The organism is Mycobacterium liflandii, from assembly GCF_022354805.1.
Lineage (GTDB): Bacteria > Actinomycetota > Actinomycetes > Mycobacteriales > Mycobacteriaceae > Mycobacterium > Mycobacterium marinum.
In genome coordinates this window covers 3382851-3401826 of the sequence record NZ_CP023138.1, presented here as the reverse complement: position 1 = coordinate 3401826, position 18976 = coordinate 3382851, and the positions used below count along the sequence as shown (strand labels likewise).

The following is an 18976-nucleotide window of genomic DNA, read 5'->3' as shown; positions in this document are numbered from 1 at the left end:
CGTCTGTGCGGCGGTCCACCAGCAGCGCTTGGGCTTGCAGGGTGCCGTCGAGAAAGCGGGCGCGGCACCGCGAGCGCTGCACTTTGCCGCTGGTCGTCTTGCTCACGCTCCCCGGCGGCCCCAGCACTACCACCCCACAGCGCAGCTGGTGGTCTTTCAACACCGCCGCCCGGATCGCTGCCACTACCCCTGCGAGCAGGTCGGGCGACCCGTCGGTGCGCACCTCGACCAGCACCGCCAGCGTCTCGCTGTTGCCGTCCGCTACGGCGAAAGCCGCGAACCCGCCCGGCCTGATCGCGGGGTGGCAATCTCGCAGGCTGTCCTCAATAATGTCTTGCGGATAGATGTTGCGCCCCGCCAGGATCAGCAGATCCTTGATTCGCCCACACACATACAGCTCACCGTCGTGCAGAACGCCCAAATCCCCCGTTCGCAGGTAGCCGCGGCCACCCTCGACCCCGGCTAACGCAGCCTGAAACGTGGCACGGCTTTTCGCTGACAATCCCCAGTAGCCGGCGGCTTTGCTCGGCGAGTCCGCCCAGATCTCCCCCACCTGTCCGTCGCCGAGTGGAACACATAGCTCGGGGTCCACGATGCGCACATCCACGTCATCGGTTGGCTGCCCGCAGCCCATCAGGACCTGGGCATCGGGAGCGTCGCTAGGAACCGCTAGCTGCCGCGTTTCCAGCTGGCAGCGATCCACCCGCAGGCTCGAGCGCCCGGACACGGTGATGCCGACGGTGTGTTCCGCAAGCCCGTAGCACGGACAGAAGGCTTCCCGGCGGATCCCTGAGGCGGCAAAGGCTTCAAAGAAGCGGCGGGTGGTGTCCTCGCGCACCGGTTCCGCGGCACTCACTATCACCTGCAACGGGCTCAGATCCCAGCCAGCGCGCTGCTCGGCAGTGGTCTTGCGCATCGCCAACTCGAATCCGAAGTTGGGTGCGACAGTGACGGTGGCGCGAACCCGGTCCATGACCTCAAACCACAAGGCAGGGCGCTGGATAAAGCTCATCGGCGACATCATGGTGAGGTCGAAATTGCCGGCCACGCGCTCAGAATGCCGCTGATGAGGCCGAAGTCGTGGTACGGCGGCACCCAGAAGACAGCCCGATGGCCCGGGCCGAGTCCGATGAAGCGGCGGTTGAACTCGGCCTGATGCACCACGTTGCCATGGGTGATGACCACACCCTTGGGGTCCGATGTTGAACCCGAGGTGTACTGCAGTAGGGCAGGCGTCTGCGGGCTGGGGGCCCACTCTGAGATCGCCTCACTCACGGCCCGCGGGGCGCTCTTTCCGCGCCCACTGGCCCCCCGCGATGTCACGTGCCAGGGAAGGGCATTCGGCCAGTCCTCATCGAAGGCGGTCCCCACCGGAGCGGCCACGTCTAGCTGCCGAGCGTCGGCATAGTGGTGGCTGGTCAGGACCGCTGTTGCGCCCCAGTCGAGTGCCACCCGCCGGAAGGCTTCGCCGGACTTTTGTGGGTTGATCGGGTCCGGGGGGGGAACACCGGCACCGCGATTACCCCGGCCGCCATGCACCCAGCAATCCACACACGAAGTCCAGACCGGGCGGATACACCAAGACCGCCCGATCTCCGGGCGCCAAGCCGCAATCCTGCCGCACGGACTGGGCAACCTTATTCATTTCGGTCACCACACCGGCGCGACTCATCGATTCGGTGACCAGGCCTCGATCATTCACAAAAGAGAGGGCAGCGGCGTCTGGGATTTGCGTTCCCAGTTCCCGAACCCGGTCCAATATCAATGACATGATCGCCCCCTACAGTGGCGTGAAAAACCCGGTCGACCAAGCCGACAATCTATCACCAAATATCGGACAAATTCGCCCGCATCTCCACTCGAGGAATAAATAAACAAAGGATGAATTTCTACCTTTCCAACGAACCCGTCACCCAGGGCTCCGGCGTTGTTGATTAGCAGGCTTGTGAGCTGGGGAATTGTGGATTGAGGAGGTCTAGGCGGCGGTTGGCGGTCAAAGCGGTGATCCGGCAGGCTTCGGCGATGTTGTCGGCGCCGTTGAGGCGGTGCAGATTGATCGCGGTGTTGCGTAGCGTTGCTAGGACCTGTGCGCCGTTTCCGGTATGTGCCCTTTGACGGTCTTCGTCGAAGGTGACGTCGCGTATCCAGTGCAGGCTGTTCTCGATTCCCCAGTGTTGACGCATCCAGGTCATGATCGCGGTAGGGCGGGCGTGCTCGAACGGCAGGCTGCAGATGGCATAGACCACCTCCACGCTGCGCTGGTCGGTGGCGGTGATCAAGCGTTCACGAGTGATCCGGATGATTTGTTTTGCGTAGGGGAAGCCGATTCCTCGTGCAGCGGTGATGATTTGCAGGGTGCGGGTCTCGACACGGCCGTGGCCGCGGGAGTCGTCGGTAGCGGCTGTGGGCACCTCGGCCCAGGGCAGCGCGGTGATACGCGCAAGTATTTTGGCTTGGTTGGACTTGACGATCATCAGGTAGTGCGACTTCAAGGTGGCGCAGATCAACTTCGCGGTGACGACCTGGGTATGCATCGCATCCACGGTGACCAGCCACCGCAAGCTACCCGGCAGCAGCGTGAGCAGGGCACGTACGCAGGGAATTTCATTGCTTTTCTCGGCGACAGCGAGTTGACCGAGCACCAATCGGGCACGGTGGGCGAACACCGACACGAGATGCGTGGCTGTCGCTTTGGCGCGTAAAGCACCACGCAGCATCTTGCCGTCCAACGCGATCGGCACCAATCCACTGGGGTCGCTGCTGGCCACGTGTGCAGTGAAGTAACTGCCCATCCTGGCGTTGAGGTCGGCGGGGTCTAGCCGAGACAAAACAGCGCGGAAGGTCTTCTCACTGGGCCGCCGGAACCGGACCCCTAATTGGGCCAACACATCATCGGGAGCGGTGGCCGCCCATGTGGCAAAAACAGCATAGCCGCGCATCCCCGCGGCAGTGGCCAGAACCGCGATCGCCAACAAAGCCATCAGCGAATACCTCCGACCGCGTGGGTCCCTCGGGTCTGGCACCGAGGCCAACACATCGAGAAACTCCGATCCGATGAGCTCGCTGCGCTCACCAGGACTCCAGCGGTCGAATACCTCTGGAACCGACGACACAGGCAATACTGAAACGGTAGGCACGGGCAACTCCAGACCAACGACGAACAGTAACCAACTCGATCGTTCTCCAGATAGCCCGTGCCTACACTCCGGCCCCAATAGCGCGGCACCAAAGATCATCAACCCAGCTCACAAGCCTGCTAATCAACAACGCCGGAGCCCTGCCCAGTGTTGACGCATCCAGGTCATGATCGCGGTAGGGCGGGCGTGCTCGAACGGCAGGCTGCAGATGGCATAGACCACCTCCACGCTGCGCTGGTCGGTGGCGGTGATCAAGCGTTCACGAGTGATCCGGATGATTTGTTTTGCGTAGGGGAAGCCGATTCCTCGTACAGCGGTGATGATTTGCAGGGTGCGGGTCTCGACACGGCCGTGGCCGCGGGAGTCGTCGGTAGCGGCTGCGGGCACCTCGGCCCAGGGCAGCGCGGTGATACGCGCAAGTATTTTGGCTTGGTTGGACTTGACGATCATCAGGTAGTGCGACTTCAAGGTGGCGCAGATCAACTTCGCGGTGACGACCTGGGTATGCATCGCATCCACGGTGACCAGCCACCGCAAGCTACCCGGCAGCAGCGTGAGCAGGGCACGTACGCAGGGAATTTCATTGCTTTTCTCGGCGACAGCGAGTTGACCGAGCACCAATCGGGCACGGTGGGCGAACACCGACACGAGATGCGTGGCTGTCGCTTTGGCGCGTAAAGCACCACGCAGCATCTTGCCGTCCAACGCGATCGGCACCAATCCACTGGGGTCGCTGCTGGCCACGTGTGCAGTGAAGTAACTGCCCATCCTGGCGTTGAGGTCGGCGGGGTCTAGCCGAGACAAAACAGCGCGGAAGGTCTTCTCACTGGGCCGCCGGAACCGGACCCCTAATTAGGCCAACACATCATCGGGAGCGGTGGCCGCCCATGTAGCAAAACCAGCATAGCCGCGCATCCCCGCGGCAGTGGCCAGAACCGCGATCGCCAACAAAGCCATCAGCGAATACCTCCGACCGCGTGGGTCCCTCGGGTCTGGCACCGAGACCAACACATCGAGAAACTCCGATCCGATGAGCTCACTGCGCTCACCAGGACTCCAGCGGTCGAACACCTCTGGAACCGACGACACAGGCAATACTGAAACGGTAGGCACGGGCAACTCCAGACCAACGACGAACAGTAACCAACTCGATCGTTCTCCAGATAGCCCGTGCCTACACTCCGGCCCCAATAGCGCGGCACCAAAGATCATCAACCCAGCTCACAAGCCTGCTAATCAACAACGCCGGAGCCCTGCGGGTCACCTGAACAGCCGGGATGCCAAGAAGCGGCCCTAGGTGAATTACATACCCAACTCAAAAAAGTTGGTGTGACGCTGAAGACCACCGTTCTGACGAAGGCATGGCCGAAGTTTTTCCCCCATGTGTCGCAATCCGCGATCGCGAACGGCTTCTACGACGATCTGGAGTCGCTGCAAGGCCAGGGTGACATTTTCTACCTCGGCGGCGCCCTGGGTTTCGAGAGTCTCGAGCACACGATCACCTATAGCTACGGGCTGGTCGACCAGCATTTCCCGGCAATCCGCTCGGGCAGCTAGCGATCGATCACCGAAAGGCAGCGGGAAATACCGGTTGAGATTCACCATGCCGGGCCGGTGCCACCGGTGCGCTGCACGGTTAGCCGAGCAGCGTCGGCAGCCCGATCGCCGAGTCGACGGCCAGCGCGCAGAACACCAACGCCAGGTAGTTGTTGGATTGCAGGAACAACCGCAGCGGCTTGACCGCCTCGCCGGCGCGCACTCCGGCGTAGAGCTGATGCGCCATGGTCAAGAACCACGCCCCCGCCACCGCGGCAACCGCCGCGTAAAGCCACCCAGCCGCCGGCGTCAGCGCCAACGTTGCCAACACGGTCAGCCAGGTATAGATCAGGATCTGCTTGGTTACCTGACGTTCGGTCGCCACGGCCGGCAGCATCGGCACGCCGGCCTCTTTGTAGTCGTCCTTGTACCGCATCGCCAACGCCCAGGTATGCGGCGGCGTCCAGAAGAAGATGATCGCGAACATCGCCAGCGCCGGCCAGGCGAGGGTGCCCGTGACCGCGGACCAACCGATCATCACCGGCATGCACCCGGCGGCCCCGCCCCACACCACGTTTTGCGACGTGCGGCGCTTGAGCAACAGCGTGTAGATGAACACGTAGAACGCCACGGTGGCCAGGGCCAACAGCCCGGACAACAGATTGGCACTCAACCACAGCCAGAAGAACGAAATCACGGTCAGCGCCAAACCGAAGATCAGCGCGCTTCTGGTCGGCACCGCGGCTCGTGCGAGCGGGCGGCGCGCCGTGCGCTTCATCACCTTGTCGATATCGGCGTCGGCCACACAGTTGAGCGTGTTGGCGCCGGCGGCAGCCATCATGCCGCCGATCAGCGTGTTCGCGATGATCAACGGATGAACGGCACCGCGGTCGGCCAGCAGCATCGCCGGGATCGCGGTAACCAACAACAGTTCGATGACCCGCGGCTTGGTCAACGCCAGATAGGCCAGCACCGTACCGAGCACGCGGCTCCTCCACGTGCCGGTACCCGGCTCGCTACGCTGCCGGGCGGTGCCAGCTACCTGGCCCGGCGCGACGCGCCCGTGAACGCTCACGCAATAACTCCTCGAGGATTCGCAGCCGCGCACAGCTTCTACTACGCACGATGGTAGACGGCACCACCACAGCAGCACTGCCGCAGGGTCGATTCACAGTAATTTCCCCGCCAGAACGGCACTGTCTGTAACGCCGGTGTGGCCGGCAGGATATTTTCACTGTGCTTATCCGAGCTTTTCCTGACAGGCCCGATGGGTACTCCAGATCGAGGCCTGCAACCACCTGCAATCCCACACTAGGGTGGGGTTGATCAGTTTGATGACCCTGAGAACTGAGGACTGTATTTGTGACCACTCTCGAAGAGATCTCTGCGCTCACCCAACCGCGCCATCCCGACGACTGGACCGAGATCGATTCGGCTGCGGTTGACACGGCCCGAGTGCTGGCAGCCGACGCCGTGCAAAAGGTCGGCAATGGACACCCGGGAACGGCGATGAGCCTGGCCCCGCTGGCCTACACGTTGTTTCAGCGCGCGATGCGCCACGACCCCAGCGACACCACTTGGTTGGGCCGGGACCGGTTCGTCCTGTCCTGCGGACACAGCAGCCTGACCCTCTACATACAGCTCTACCTGGGCGGCTTCGGGCTTGAATTGTCCGACATCGAGTCGCTGCGCACCTGGGGGTCCAAGACTCCCGGGCATCCCGAGTTCCGCCACACCGCCGGGGTGGAGATCACCACGGGTCCGCTGGGCCAGGGCCTGGCTTCAGCGGTGGGCATGGCCATGGCGGCACGCTATGAGCGTGGCCTGTTCGACCCCGACGCCGAACCCGGAACCAGCCCCTTCGACCATCACATTTACGTGATCGCCTCCGACGGTGACATCGAAGAGGGAGTCACCTCCGAGGCGTCGTCTCTTGCGGCCGTTCAACAGCTGGGCAACCTCATCGTCTTCTACGACCACAACAAGATCTCGATCGAGGACGACACCAACATCGCGCTGTGCGAAGACACCGCTGCTCGCTACCGCGCCTACGGCTGGCACGTGCAAGAGGTGGAGGGCGGCGAGAACGTCACCGGCATCGAGGAGGCGATCGCCAACGCGAAGGCGGTCACCAATCGGCCCTCGTTCATCTCGCTGCGCACCATCATCGGCTACCCGGCGCCGAACATGATGAACACGGGCAAGGTGCATGGTGCGGCGCTTGGTGACGAGGAAGTGGCGGCCGTCAAGACAGTCCTCGGATTCGATCCCAACAAGGCGTTCGAAGTGCGCGAAGACGTCATCACGCACACCCGCGGGTTGGTGGCGCGCGGCAAGGAGGCGCACGAAAGCTGGCAGGCCGACTTTGAGGCCTGGGCGCAGCGGGAACCGCAGCGCAAGGCCTTGCTGGACCGTCTGACGGCCCAGCAGCTGCCCGACGGCTGGGATGCCGACATGCCGCGCTGGGAGCCCGGTTCCAAAGCACTGGCCACGCGGGCAGCGTCCGGACAGGTGCTGGCCGCGATCGGTCCCAAACTCCCCGAGTTGTGGGGCGGTTCGGCTGACCTTGCCGGCAGCAACAACACCACCATCAAGGGCGCGGACTCATTCGGCCCGCCAGCGATCTCTACCGATGACTACACCGCGCACTGGTACGGCCGCACGCTGCACTTCGGTGTTCGCGAGCACGCGATGGGCGCCATCCTCTCCGGGATCGCGCTGCACGGACCCACCCGCGCCTACGGTGGCACGTTCCTGCAGTTCTCCGATTACATGCGCCCGGCAGTGCGGCTGGCGGCACTGATGGACATCGACCCCATTTACGTCTGGACCCACGATTCGATCGGACTGGGTGAAGACGGCCCGACCCACCAGCCGATCGAGCACCTTTCGGCGTTGCGCGCGATCCCCCGGCTCGCGGTGGTGCGCCCGGCCGACGCCAATGAGACGGCGTACGCCTGGAGCACGATCCTGGCCCGGGGCGCCACCAGCGGTCCGGTCGGGCTGATCCTGACCCGGCAGGGAGTGCCGGTGCTAGCGGGCACCAACGCCGAGGGCGTTGCCCGCGGTGGCTACGTGCTCAGCGATGGCGCCGATGGTGACTCGTCCGAAGACCCCGACGTCGTTTTGATCGCCACCGGTTCCGAGGTGCAGCTTGCGGTCGAAGCACGGAAGTTGTTGGCGGATAACGACATCATCGCGCGAGTGGTATCGATGCCGTGCGTGGAGTGGTTTGAGTCCCAGCCTGAGGAATACCGCGACAGTGTGTTGCCGCCGTCGGTTTCGGCCCGGGTGGCCGTCGAGGCCGGCATCGCACAGTGCTGGCACAAGCTGGTCGGTAACACCGGCAAGATCGTTTCGATCGAGCACTACGGAGAGTCCGCCGACTACAAGACATTGTTCCGCGAGTACGGCTTTACCGCCGAAGCTGTTGCCGCTGCCGCGGAACGAGCATTGGAAAATTGAGAAAGGGTGGTTCAGATGGCCAGTCAGAACCCAAACCTCGCCGCACTCAGTGCCGCGGGCGTATCAGTGTGGCTCGATGACTTGTCCCGCGACCGGTTGCGCTCAGGCAACCTGCAAGAGCTGATCGACACCAAGAGTGTCGTCGGCGTGACCACCAACCCGTCCATCTTCCAGAAGGCGTTGTCGGAAGGCCACGACTACGACGCCCAGGTTGCCGAGCTCGCCGAACGCGGCGCCGATGTCGACGCCACCATCCGCACCGTCACCACCGACGACGTGCGCAACGCCTGCGATGTGCTGGCCCCCCGGTGGGAGGCCTCCGGGGGGGTCGACGGGCGGGTGTCGATCGAGGTCGACCCGCGGCTGGCGCACGAGACCGACAAGACAATCCAGCAGGCTGTCGAGCTGTGGAAGATTGTCGACCGGCCCAACTTGCTCATCAAGATCCCGGCGACCAAGGCCGGCTTGCCGGCTATTGCCGCCGTTCTGGCCGAAGGTATCTCGGTCAACGTCACGCTCATCTTCTCCGTCGACCGCCACCGCGGGGTGATGGATGCCTACTTGACCGGTATGGAGAAGGCCGCCCAAGCCGGACACGATCTATCCAAGATTCATTCGGTGGCATCGTTTTTCGTCTCCCGCGTGGATACCGAAATCGATAACCGACTGGAACAGATCGGCTCCGCGGAGGCTCTCGCGTTGCGCGGTCAGGCCGGTGTCGCCAACGCCCGACTCGCCTACGCGGCCTATCAAGAGGTGTTCGAAGGCGATGCGCGCTACCAAGCGCTCAAGGAACGTGGTGCCCGGGTGCAGCGCCCCCTGTGGGCGTCCACAGGCGTGAAGAACCCCGACTACTCCGACACCCTCTACGTCACCGAGTTGGTTGCACCGCACACGGTCAACACGATGCCGGAGAAGACCCTCGACGCTGTCGCCGATCACGGTGTGGTCAAGGGAGACTCGATCACTGGCACTTCCGGCGATGCCCAACAGGTATTCGACAAGCTCGAGGCGATCGGCATCGATCTGTCCGACGTGTTTGACGTGCTGGAGAGCGAAGGCGTGGAGAAGTTCGAGGCGTCGTGGAAAGAGCTGCTTGATGCAACGCAGGCGCAGCTCGACGCGCTCGCCAAATGAGCCCGCCTCACTCTGAGTCCGGGGTCGCGCAGTGGCAGAACCCATTGCGCGACAAGCTGGATAAGCGTCTGCCTCGCATCGCCGGTTCTTGCGGCATGGTGATTTTCGGTGTTACCGGCGACCTGGCCCGCAAGAAGGTGATGCCGGCCATCTACGATCTGGCCAACCGCGGGCTGCTACCACCCACGTTTGCACTGGTCGGCTTCGCCCGCCGGGACTGGGATACCGAAGATTTCGGCCAGGTGGTCTACCAAGCGGTCAAGGAGCACTGCCGAACCCCGTTCCGGCAGGCGAACTGGGACCGGCTGGCCGAGGGATTCCGTTTCGTCTCAGGATCTTTCGACGACGACGAAGCGTTCGGCCGGTTGGCCGAGACATTGGAGAAGCTCGACACCGAGCGCGGCACCGGCGGCAATCATGCCTTTTACCTCGCGATTCCGCCCAAGTCCTTTCCCGTGGTCTGCGGCCAACTGCACAAATCCGGGCTGGCGCGCCCGCAGGGCGACAGGTGGAGCCGGGTCGTCATCGAAAAGCCGTTCGGCCACGATCTGCAAAGCGCGCGCGACCTGAACAGGGCGGTCAATGCGGTGTTCCCGGAGGAATCGGTCTTCCGCATCGACCACTACCTGGGCAAGGAGACGGTTCAGAACATCTTGGCGCTGCGGTTCGCCAACCAGCTGTTTGATCCGATCTGGAACGCGCACTACGTCGACCACGTGCAAATCACCATGGCCGAGGACATCGGACTGGGCGGACGCGCCGGTTATTACGACGGCATCGGCGCGGCCCGCGATGTCATTCAGAACCACCTGATGCAGTTGTTGGCGCTGACCGCAATGGAAGAACCGGTCAGCTTCAATCCGACCGCCCTGCAGACCGAGAAAATCAAGGTGCTCTCCGCCACTCAACTTGCCGAGCCGCTCGACGAGACCACCAGCCGCGGCCAGTACACGGCCGGTTGGCAGGGCGGCGAGAAAGTGGTCGGTTTGCTCGACGAGGAGGGGTTTTCCAAGACCTCGACCACCGAGACCTTCGCGGCCATCACGCTCGAGGTGAACAGTCGCCGCTGGGCCGGCGTTCCGTTCTATCTTCGCACCGGAAAACGGCTGGGCCGCAGGGTAACCGAGATCGCACTGGTGTTCAAGCGGGCTCCGCACCTTCCGTTCGATGCCACCATGACCGATGAGTTGGGCACCAACGCGCTGGTGATCCGCGTTCAGCCGGATGAGGGAATGACGCTGCGGTTCGGTTCGAAGGTGCCGGGCAGCGCGATGGAAGTCCGCGACGTCAACATGGACTTCTCGTATGGCTCAGCGTTCGCCGAGGACTCGCCGGAGGCCTATGAACGGTTGATCCTTGATGTGCTGCTCGGCGAACCGTCCCTTTTCCCGGTCAACGCGGAAGTCGAATTGGCTTGGGAGATCCTGGATCCGGCGCTGGATAATTGGGCGTCCAGCGGCAAGCCCGACCCCTACGAAGCCGGCACCTGGGGCCCGGAATCGGCATTCGAGATGCTGCGACGCACCGGCCGGGAATGGCGACGGCCGTGATCCCCGCCAGCGACGATGCAGAGCGAAGCGATGAGAAGGAGCGGCGCAGATGATCGTCGACCTGCCCGACACCACCACCACCGCGGTCAACAAGAAGCTCGATGAGCTTCGCGAAAAGATCGGTGCCGTCACGATGGGGCGGGTCTTGACGCTGATCATCGTGCCGGACAGCGAGACCATGGTCGAAGAGTCCATCGACGCGGCCAACGATGCCAGCCATGAACATCCCAGTCGCATCATCGTGACGATGAGGGGCGACCCATACGCCGACGAACCGCGTCTGGACGCACAATTGCGCGCGGGTGGGGACGCCGGGTCCGGCGAGGTCGTGGTGCTGCGGCTATCCGGGCCGCTGGCCGGCCATGCCGAAAGCGTCGTCACCCCGTTCCTGCTGCCCGACATCCCGGTGGTTGCCTGGTGGCCTGACATCGCCCCTGCCGTGCCCACGCAAGATCCACTGGGCAAGTTGGCGATTCGGCGCATCACCGATGCGACCAACGGGATCGACCCACTGTCGGCGATCAAGAGCCGGTTGCCCGGATACACCGCGGGCGACACCGATCTGGCCTGGAGTCGGATCACCTATTGGCGGGCGCTGTTGACCTCGGCCGTCGATCAGCCGCCGCACGAGCCGATCGTGTCCGCGCTGGTTTCCGGATTGCGGACCGAGCCGGCGCTCGACATCCTGGCCGGCTGGCTGGCCAGCCGGATCGACGGTCCGGTGCGCCGCGCGGTGGGCGAGCTCCGAGTGGAGTTGGAGCGCCCCAGCGAAAACATCGTGCTCAGCCGGCCGCAAGAAGGGATCACCGCAACCCTGAGCCGCACCGCCAAGCCCGATGCCCTGGTTCCGTTGGCGCGCAGGGTCGTCGGGGAATGTCTGGCCGAAGATCTGCGCCGGCTCGACGCCGACGAGATCTACTTCGCCGCCCTGGAGGGCATCAAGAAAGTGCAATACGTGTGAGCCTGGACGTCGAGATCTTCCCTGACAGCGACATGCTGATCGGAGCCGCTGGACAACGCCTGATCCAGACCATCGGCAGCGCGGTGGCCGAGCGTGGACAAGCCCTGATCGTGCTGACCGGCGGCGGCAACGGTATTGGGCTGCTGCGGTATCTGGGCAGTCAAGGCCCGCAGATCGACTGGTCCAAGGTTCATCTGTTCTGGGGCGACGACCGCTACGTTCCCGAGGATGACGACGAGCGCAACGACAAGCAGGCGCGCGAGGCATTGCTCGATCACGTTGACATACCGGCGAGCCAGGTGCACCCGATGGCCGCCAGCGACGGCGAGTTCGGCGCCGACCTGGACGCCGCGGCCCTGGCCTACGAACAGGTACTGGCGGCCAGTGCAGTCCCCGGAAACCGGGCGCCGGACTTCGATGTGCACCTTTTGGGCATGGGGCCAGAGGGCCATATCAATTCGCTTTTCCCGGGCACTCAGGCCGTGCGTGAGACCACCCGTCTGGTGGTCCCGGTCGGCGACTCCCCCAAACCACCGCCACAACGAATCACCCTGACGCTTCCGGCAATTCAGCGTTCACGCGAAGTCTGGTTGATGGTTTCCGGTGGGACCAAAGCGGAGGCGGTGGCCGCTGCCATCGGCGGTGCGGACCCGGTGTTGTTGCCGGCGGCGGGTGCCATCGGGCGCGAAAGCACGCGCTGGCTGCTGGACCGCGATGCCGCGGCCAGGCTGCCTGGCTGACATCAGGGCTGTCGCCGCACGGTGAGTTATCCCTTGTCAAGGGGTGATAATGACCGTTATGGCAGATAGAGGCGGCCGCCCGACGCCAGCTCGACAGCGGATGAAGACCCTGACCCAGGCGGCGTTGAACGCCGACAAGACGGTGGAACAGGTCGAAGACGTACTCGACGGATTGGGTAAGACCATGAACGAGCTGAACAGCTCGTTGTCGGCCCTCAACGCCACGGTCGAACGCCTGGAGGGCGGCCTGGATCACCTGGAGGGCACGCTGTCCAGCCTGGACGAGCTGGCCAAGCGCCTCATCGTGCTGGTGGAACCGGTGGAGGCCATCGTCGATCGGATCGACTACATCGTCAGCCCGGGGGAAACGGTGATGTCCCCGCTGTCGATCACCGAGCACACCGTTCGTGGATTCCTGGACAAGCTGCGGAATAGAACAGCGTACTAGAACGCCCGTCCAGTTTTGGGCCGTTCCGGCAAATTAGTGCGGACCGGTCACGACAATTCGGCATTTGGCCGGGAAAAACCGCATACACTGCGGCGATGTCGGCAGTACTAGTGGTGGCCCCGGAGGCGTTGAGCGCGGCGGCAGCGAACATAGCGGGAATCGGTTCGTCACTGGGTGCGGCCAATGCGGCCGCGGTGACCCCGACCACCACGGTGCTGGCCGCTGGCACCGACGAGGTCTCGGGGGCCATCGCAACCCTGTTCTGCGGCTACGCCCGCGACTACCAAAACCTCAGCACCCAGCTGGCCGACTTTCACCAGCAGTTCCTGCAGGCCCTGACCGGAAGCGCAAACTCCTACACGGCCGCCGAAGCCGCCAACACCAACCCATTACAAGCCCTCGAACAGCAACTACTCGCCGCGATCAACGCACCCACCCAAACCCTGCTGGGCCGCCCCCTGATCGGCAACGGCGCCAACGGGGCGCCCGGCCAAAACAGCGCCGACGGCGGACTGCTGTGGGGCAACGGCGGCACCGGCGGCACCGGCGACGCCACCCACCCGGCCGGCGGCAACGGCGGCAACGCCGGACTGATCGGCAACGGCGGCGCCGGCGGCACCGGCTACAGCCCGGCCGCCGGCACCGGCGCCGGCGGCGGAGCGGGCGGCATCGGCGGACGCGGCGGCTTCTTTTTCGGCGATGGCGGCGCCGGCGGTTCGGGCGGCTTCGGGGGTAGCGGCGCTGCGGCACCCGGGACTGGCACCGCCGGCACGGGGGGCGCGGGCGGCGACGGCGGAGCCGGCGGCTCCGCGGGCATGTGGGGCACCGGTGGCGCCGGCGGACAGGGCGGATACGGCGGCGACGGCGGAGCCGGCAAAGACGGTCCACTCCAAAGCAACGGCGGTAACGCCGGCCACGATGGCGACGGGGCGGCGGGTGGCGAGGGCGGTTGGTTCTCCGGCGACGGTGGTGCGGGTGGCAGCGGCGGCCACGGCGGCCATGGCGGCAAAGGCGGTGCTGAAGGATCCGGATTCGGTAGCGGAGGTAGCGGCGGCGACGGCGGCGATGGCGGGGTCGCGGCCATGGGCGGGTCGGGCGGTTGGTTCTCCGGCAATGGCGGGGCCGGGGGCTCCGGCGGTAGCGGAGGCGACGCCGGCAACGGCGGCAACGGCAGTGGCCCCAGCACCGGCGGGGACGGAGGCGACGGGGGCAACGGCGCAGCGGGCGGTGTGGGCGCGACGCTGATCGGCAATGGCGCAGCGGGCGGTGCCGGTGGCGGCGGCGGCACTGGCGGTACCGGCGGCCATGGTGGCGCCGGCGGCACCGACGGCGGCGGAGGCGACGGCGCCATGGGCGGCGCCGCGCAGCTGATCGGGGACGGCGGCAACGGCGGGGCCGGTGGCAGCGGGACACCCGACGGGTCCGGGGGCGCCGGTGGCACGGCCGGACGTCTGGCCGGTGCGGCCGGAACACACGGGTAGGTGTCGGTCGTGCTAGTGGTGGCCCCGGAGGCGTTGAGCGCGGCGGCAGCGAACATAGCGGGAATCGGTTCGTCACTGGGTGCGGCCAACGCGGCCGCGGCGACCCCGACCACCACGGTGCTGGCCGCCGGCACCGATGAGATCTCGACGACCATCGCAACCCTGTTCTGCGGCTACGCCCGCGACTACCAAAACCTCAGCACCCAGCTGGCCAGCTTTCACCAGCAGTTCCTGCAGGCCCTCACCGGCAGCGCAAACTCCTACACGGCCGCCGAAGCCGCCAACGCCAACCCACTACAAGCCCTCGAACAGCAACTACTCGCCGCGATCAACGCACCCACCCAAACCCTGCTGGGCCGCCCCCTGATCGGCAACGGCGTCAACGGGGCGCCCGGCCAAAACGGCGCCGACGGCGGACTGCTGTGGGGCACCGGCGGCACCGGCGACGCCACCCACCCGGCCGGCGGCAACGGCGGCAACGCCGGACTGATCGGCAACGGCGGCACCGGCTACAGCCCGGCCACCGGCACCGGCGCCGGCGGCGGAGCGGGCGGCAGCGGCGGACGCGGCGGCTTCTTTTTCGGCAGTGGCGGCGCCGGCGGGGACGGCGGTGCCGGCGCTGGCGGCACCAGCCCTGGGGGCCAAAGCGCCGGCGCGGGTGGCAACGGCGGCAGCGGCGGTGCAACGGGGCTGTGCGGCACTGGCGGCGCCGGCGGCTCCGGTGGCGTCGGCGGCAAAGGCGGGTCGTCAGGCGCTACCGCTAGCCTCGGCGGGATCGGGGGCAGCGGCGGCGCCGGTGGTGACGGCGGGTGGATGTACGGCGACGGTGGGGCGGGCGGCGCTGGCGGCAAAGGCGGCACGGGCGGTCAGGGCTTGGGCATCGGCGGCATCGGCGGCGACGGCGGCGGCGGGGGCGATGGAGGCGCGGGCGGCAATGGCGGCTGGGTGGTCGGCAACGGCGGCATTGCCGGCGCGGGCGGCCACGGCGGCACTGCGGGCTCCGGCGGCCAGTCCAGCGGCAACGCCGACGGCGGTGACGGCGGCAACGGCGGAGCCGGCGGCACCGGCGGACGGCTGCTCGGCAGTGCCGGTGACGGCGGCGGCGGCGGAGATGGCGGCTTGTCCGTTGGCCCCCACAGCGGCCGCGGCGCGGGTGGCGGTGGCGGTGGCGGCGGTAGCGCGCTGCTGATCGGGAACGGGGGCAATGGCGGGGCCGGTGGCACCGGCTTACCGGAGGGAACCGGCGGCAACGGCGGCACCGGCGGACTGCTCTTCGGCACACCCGGGATGCACGGGTAGCCGTCCAGGGCGGCCAGCCGCGATCAGCCGCTGTTTCTTAGCGCGCTGGCCAGCCCGTTCATCGTCAGCAGAATGCCGCGCAGCACGGATTCGTCGTCCTCACCGCTGCGGTAACGGCGGAGCAGTTCGACTTGAAGGTGGTTGAGCGGTTCCAAGTAGGGGAACCGGTTGAACACCGAGCGCGCCAGGGCCGGGTTGTCGGCAAGTAGGTCGTCTTGTCCGGTGATTCGCTTGTACATGGCGATGGTGCGTTGGTGCTCGTCGGCGATTTTGTCGAACACCCGGCGCCGCAGCGTTTCGTCGGCCACCAGTTCGGAGTAGCGGGCCGCCAGTTCCAGGTCGCTCTTGGCCATCACCTGCGCCATGTTGGACAGCACGCTGCGGAAAAACGGCCACCGCTGATACAGGTCGTGCAGCACCTGCAGCCGGTCGGCCTCACTTTCGGGACCCGCCGCTAGCCATTGCTCGAATGCCGAGCCAGTGCCGTACCAGCCGGGAAGCATCACCCGCGACTGGCTCCAAGCCAGCACCCACGGGATGGCCCGCAGGTCGGCGATGGAAGCGGTGGGTTTGCGCGTGGTCGGCCGGCTGCCGATGTTCAGCGCCCCGATTTCGCTGACTGGGGTGGAAGCCTTGAAGTACTCGACGAAACCCGGTGTCTCGTGCACCAATTCGGCGTAGGCACGTTGCGCCAATGCCGCCACCTCGTCGAGCACCGCATAGGCCGGCGCCGCCGTATCGCCCAACCCCTCGACGTCCAGCAGCGTCGACTCCAGGGTGGCGGCCAGCAGGCTCTCCAGATTGCGTCGGGCCATCTGCGGTTCGGCGTACTTGGCGGCGATCACTTCACCCTGTTCGGTGAGCCGCAACGATCCGCTTACCGCACCCGGCGGCTGCGCCAGGATGGCCTGGTAGCTGGGTCCGCCACCGCGGCCGACCGTGCCGCCACGGCCATGGAAGAGCCGCAGCCGGATTCCGGTCTTGCGCGCCGTCTCCACCAGCGCGAGTTCGGCTCGATACACCGCCCAGTTGGCGGCCAGATACCCGCCGTCCTTGTTCGAGTCCGAGTAGCCGAGCATCACCTCCTGGCAACCACCCCGGGCCGTCACCAAAGCGCGATAGAGCGGAAGATCCAACATCGCTTGCAGAATGGCCGCCCCGTTGTGCAGGTCCTCGATCGTCTCGAACAGCGGCGAGATACCCACCGGGCAATTGGGTTCCGACTCGGAAGCGTCCAGTAGGCCGACCTCTTTGAGCAGGACCGCGGCTTCCAGCATGTCCGATACCGACCGGCACATCGAGATGATGTAGTTGGGCACCGCGGCGGGACCAAAGGTCCAGACGGCGTGGGCGGCGGCCGCCAGAACGCCCAGTTCGCTGCGAGCCAAATCGGAAAGCTGCGCGCCATCGCGGATCAGCGGCCGGCGGGTGCTCAGTTCGGCCGCCAACAGCTCGACCCGCTCCGCTTCGGCCAGCGAGGTGTAGTCCGGGTGCACGCCCGCCCACGCGAGCAGCTCTCCGACCACCTGCTCGTGGACGTCGGAGTTCTGTCGCATGTCCAGGCCGGAGAGATGAAATCCGAAGACCCGCACCGCTTCACGCAGCCGGGCCAGCCGGTCGTCGGCCAACAACCCGGCGCCGTGGTTATGCAGTGAGGCATCGATGGTGTCCAGATCGGCCCGCAGTTCGGCCGCGGTGGCATATGGCGGCAAGCCCAACTCCAGCGTGTGCTGCGGTTGCTGGTCCAGGATTTCGGCCGCGGTGGCGCTGAGCCGGCCGCGCACGACCTGCAAGGCGCGCCGGTACGGCTCGTCGGGGCGGGCACCCGCCGGACAGGCATCGGCCAGCGTGGCCAATTCGGGGGTGACGGTGATCAGTCGCGCCGACATCGAAAGCTCCTGCGCAAGTGCCGTCAGTTCGGCCAGGTAGTGCGCCAGCGCGGTGAAAGCGGCACTGCCGGTGGCCAGCCGAACCACCTCGGCGGTGACGTTCGGGTTTCCGTCCCGGTCCCCGCCGATCCACGAGCCCGGCCGCAAAATGGGTTCGGAAAGCAGGTCGGCATCGGGCCAGCGGGCTCGCAACGCATCCCGCACCTCGGCATTCACCTGCGGAATCACCTCGAAGAGCGCCGCCGGGTAGTACCGCAACCCGACCTCGATCTCGTCGGAGATCTGTAACCGAAACAGCCGGATCAGCGCGGTCTGCCACAACCTCAAGACCTGCCGACGCAATTCGACTTCGATGCCGCGCCCGTCGTCGGTTTCGGTGTGGCCTTCCGCGTGCAACCGCATCAACTGGGTGATCCGGTGCTGGGTCTCGAAAATGGTGCGCCGCCGGGTCTCGGTCGGATGGGCGGTGATGACCGGAGACACTAGTGCGCCCTTCAGCGCTTCGGCGATGGTTGCCGAATCCAACTGGGCCGCGTCAAGTTTCATGTACGTGGCGGCCAGACTGCTGTCCTGCGGCGGCTCACCGGCGGCGACGTGAATGCTGCGACGGCGCTCCCGGTGGATGTCTTCGGCCGCATTGGCCAGCAACGCGAAGTGACTGAACGCACGGATGATCGGGATGGCGTGGTGGATGTCGATGCCCTCGAACATGCGCGCCATCGCGGCGCGGTCGATCTCGGAGTGCCGCACCCGAAAGGCCTCCACCCGCGCCCGCTCCACCAACTCGAAGACCTCGTCACCGTTTTGCTCACGGACGGTATCCCCGAGGATGGCGCCCAGCAGTCTGATGTCGGCTCGCATTGGTTCGGTAGCCTCGCGGCCAATCCGGGTCCGGTGGACGTCGCCAATGGGCTCGAGTGCGGTATCGGACACCTCAACCATGTGTCCCAGTATCAAGGACCAACTCGCCCGGCGCCTGTTGTCGATCGGTTGTTCGGTAGGCTGCTGGTCATGGAGTTGGCCCTGCAGATCACCTTGGTGATCACCAGTGTGCTGGTGGTGTTGCTGGTGCTGCTGCACCGCGCGAAGGGTGGCGGCCTGTCAACGCTGTTCGGCGGCGGTGTGCAGTCCTCGCTGTCCGGGTCCACCGTGGTGGAGAAGAATCTCGACCGGTTGACCCTGTTCATCACCGGGATCTGGCTGGTATCGATCGTCGGCGTGGCATTGCTGATCAAGTACCGCTGACGCGGCACACCTCGGTGAGCTATCCCCACCAACCGGCGCCGTACCCGCATGATCGCCCCCACATCAGGCTTATCCGCCCGCACCGCAC

Annotated in this window: 14 protein-coding genes and 2 pseudogenes; 10 read left to right on the top strand and 6 right to left on the bottom strand. The window is 65.8% G+C overall.

Annotated features, from left to right (window positions below; all coding sequences use genetic code 11):
• Positions 1-88: 88 nt before the first annotated feature.
• The 4 genes and pseudogenes from CKW46_RS15360 to CKW46_RS15345 all read right to left on the bottom strand — a co-directional run.
• A pseudogene (locus tag CKW46_RS15360) lies at positions 89-973 on the bottom strand (AMP-binding protein); the annotation flags it as partial.
• A 47-nt stretch (positions 974-1020) separates the two neighbouring features.
• Positions 1021-1452, bottom strand: a complete 432-nt coding sequence (locus CKW46_RS15355) for an AMP-binding protein (protein WP_482053329.1) — start codon at positions 1450-1452, stop codon at positions 1021-1023.
• A gap of 482 nt (positions 1453-1934) precedes the next feature.
• Positions 1935-3137 (bottom strand): ISAs1-like element IS2404/ISMul1 family transposase, encoded by a 1203-nt coding sequence (locus CKW46_RS15350; protein WP_420891844.1) that lies wholly within the window; start codon positions 3135-3137, stop codon positions 1935-1937.
• A 144-nt stretch (positions 3138-3281) separates the two neighbouring features.
• Positions 3282-4250, bottom strand: a pseudogene (locus CKW46_RS15345) (ISAs1-like element IS2404/ISMul1 family transposase); the annotation flags it as partial.
• A gap of 216 nt (positions 4251-4466) precedes the next feature.
• Between CKW46_RS15345 and CKW46_RS15340 the strand changes: the two are divergent.
• Positions 4467-4694, top strand: coding sequence for a hypothetical protein (locus CKW46_RS15340; protein WP_041299172.1), 228 nt, complete (start codon positions 4467-4469; stop codon positions 4692-4694).
• Positions 4695-4773: 79 nt separating this feature from the next.
• Here the strand turns inward: CKW46_RS15340 and CKW46_RS15335 are convergent, their stop codons facing one another.
• Positions 4774-5748, bottom strand: coding sequence for a heme o synthase (locus tag CKW46_RS15335; protein WP_012394011.1), 975 nt, complete (start codon positions 5746-5748; stop codon positions 4774-4776).
• 287 nt (positions 5749-6035) lie between these two features.
• On the opposite strand from CKW46_RS15335, the gene tkt reads away from it, so the two are divergent.
• From tkt to CKW46_RS15295, 8 genes are all read left to right on the top strand, one after another.
• A complete protein-coding gene (gene tkt / locus CKW46_RS15330) occupies positions 6036-8138 on the top strand; it encodes a transketolase (protein WP_482053328.1) in 2103 nt (700 codons plus the stop codon).
• Between the two features lie 15 nt (positions 8139-8153).
• The gene (gene tal, locus CKW46_RS15325; protein WP_012394009.1) at positions 8154-9275 is read left to right on the top strand and encodes a transaldolase; all 1122 of its coding nucleotides are present in this window, start codon (positions 8154-8156) and stop codon (positions 9273-9275) included.
• Positions 9272-10825, top strand: a complete 1554-nt coding sequence (gene zwf / locus CKW46_RS15320) for a glucose-6-phosphate dehydrogenase (protein WP_012394008.1) — start codon at positions 9272-9274, stop codon at positions 10823-10825. Before tal ends, zwf begins: the two co-directional genes overlap by 4 nt.
• A gap of 49 nt (positions 10826-10874) precedes the next feature.
• Complete coding sequence (gene opcA / locus CKW46_RS15315) at positions 10875-11786, top strand: glucose-6-phosphate dehydrogenase assembly protein OpcA (RefSeq protein WP_015355656.1); 912 nt, start codon at positions 10875-10877, stop codon at positions 11784-11786.
• Positions 11783-12526 (top strand): 6-phosphogluconolactonase, encoded by a 744-nt coding sequence (gene pgl / locus CKW46_RS15310; RefSeq protein ID WP_011739931.1) that lies wholly within the window; start codon positions 11783-11785, stop codon positions 12524-12526. The genes opcA and pgl overlap by 4 nt, the downstream gene beginning before the upstream one ends.
• A 49-nt stretch (positions 12527-12575) precedes the next feature.
• On the top strand, positions 12576-12974 hold the full coding sequence (locus CKW46_RS15305) for an ATPase (RefSeq protein ID WP_117436161.1): 399 nt from the start codon (positions 12576-12578) through the stop codon (positions 12972-12974).
• A 95-nt stretch (positions 12975-13069) separates the two neighbouring features.
• Positions 13070-14455: a PE family protein gene (locus tag CKW46_RS15300; RefSeq protein WP_482053327.1), complete on the top strand. Its 1386-nt coding sequence runs from the start codon at positions 13070-13072 to the stop codon at positions 14453-14455.
• Entirely contained in the window at positions 14456-15754 is a 1299-nt protein-coding gene (locus CKW46_RS15295; RefSeq protein ID WP_482053326.1) for a PE family protein, read from the top strand.
• Between the two features lie 23 nt (positions 15755-15777).
• On the opposite strand, the gene ppc is transcribed toward CKW46_RS15295, so the two are convergent.
• Positions 15778-18585, bottom strand: a complete 2808-nt coding sequence (ppc, locus tag CKW46_RS15290; protein WP_482053325.1) for a phosphoenolpyruvate carboxylase — start codon at positions 18583-18585, stop codon at positions 15778-15780.
• A gap of 69 nt (positions 18586-18654) precedes the next feature.
• Between ppc and secG the strand changes: the two genes are divergently transcribed.
• Positions 18655-18888 carry a preprotein translocase subunit SecG gene (gene secG / locus CKW46_RS15285; protein WP_011739926.1) on the top strand — a complete coding sequence of 78 codons (234 nt, stop codon included), beginning with the start codon at positions 18655-18657 and terminating at the stop codon, positions 18886-18888.
• Positions 18889-18976: the final 88 nt, after the last annotated feature.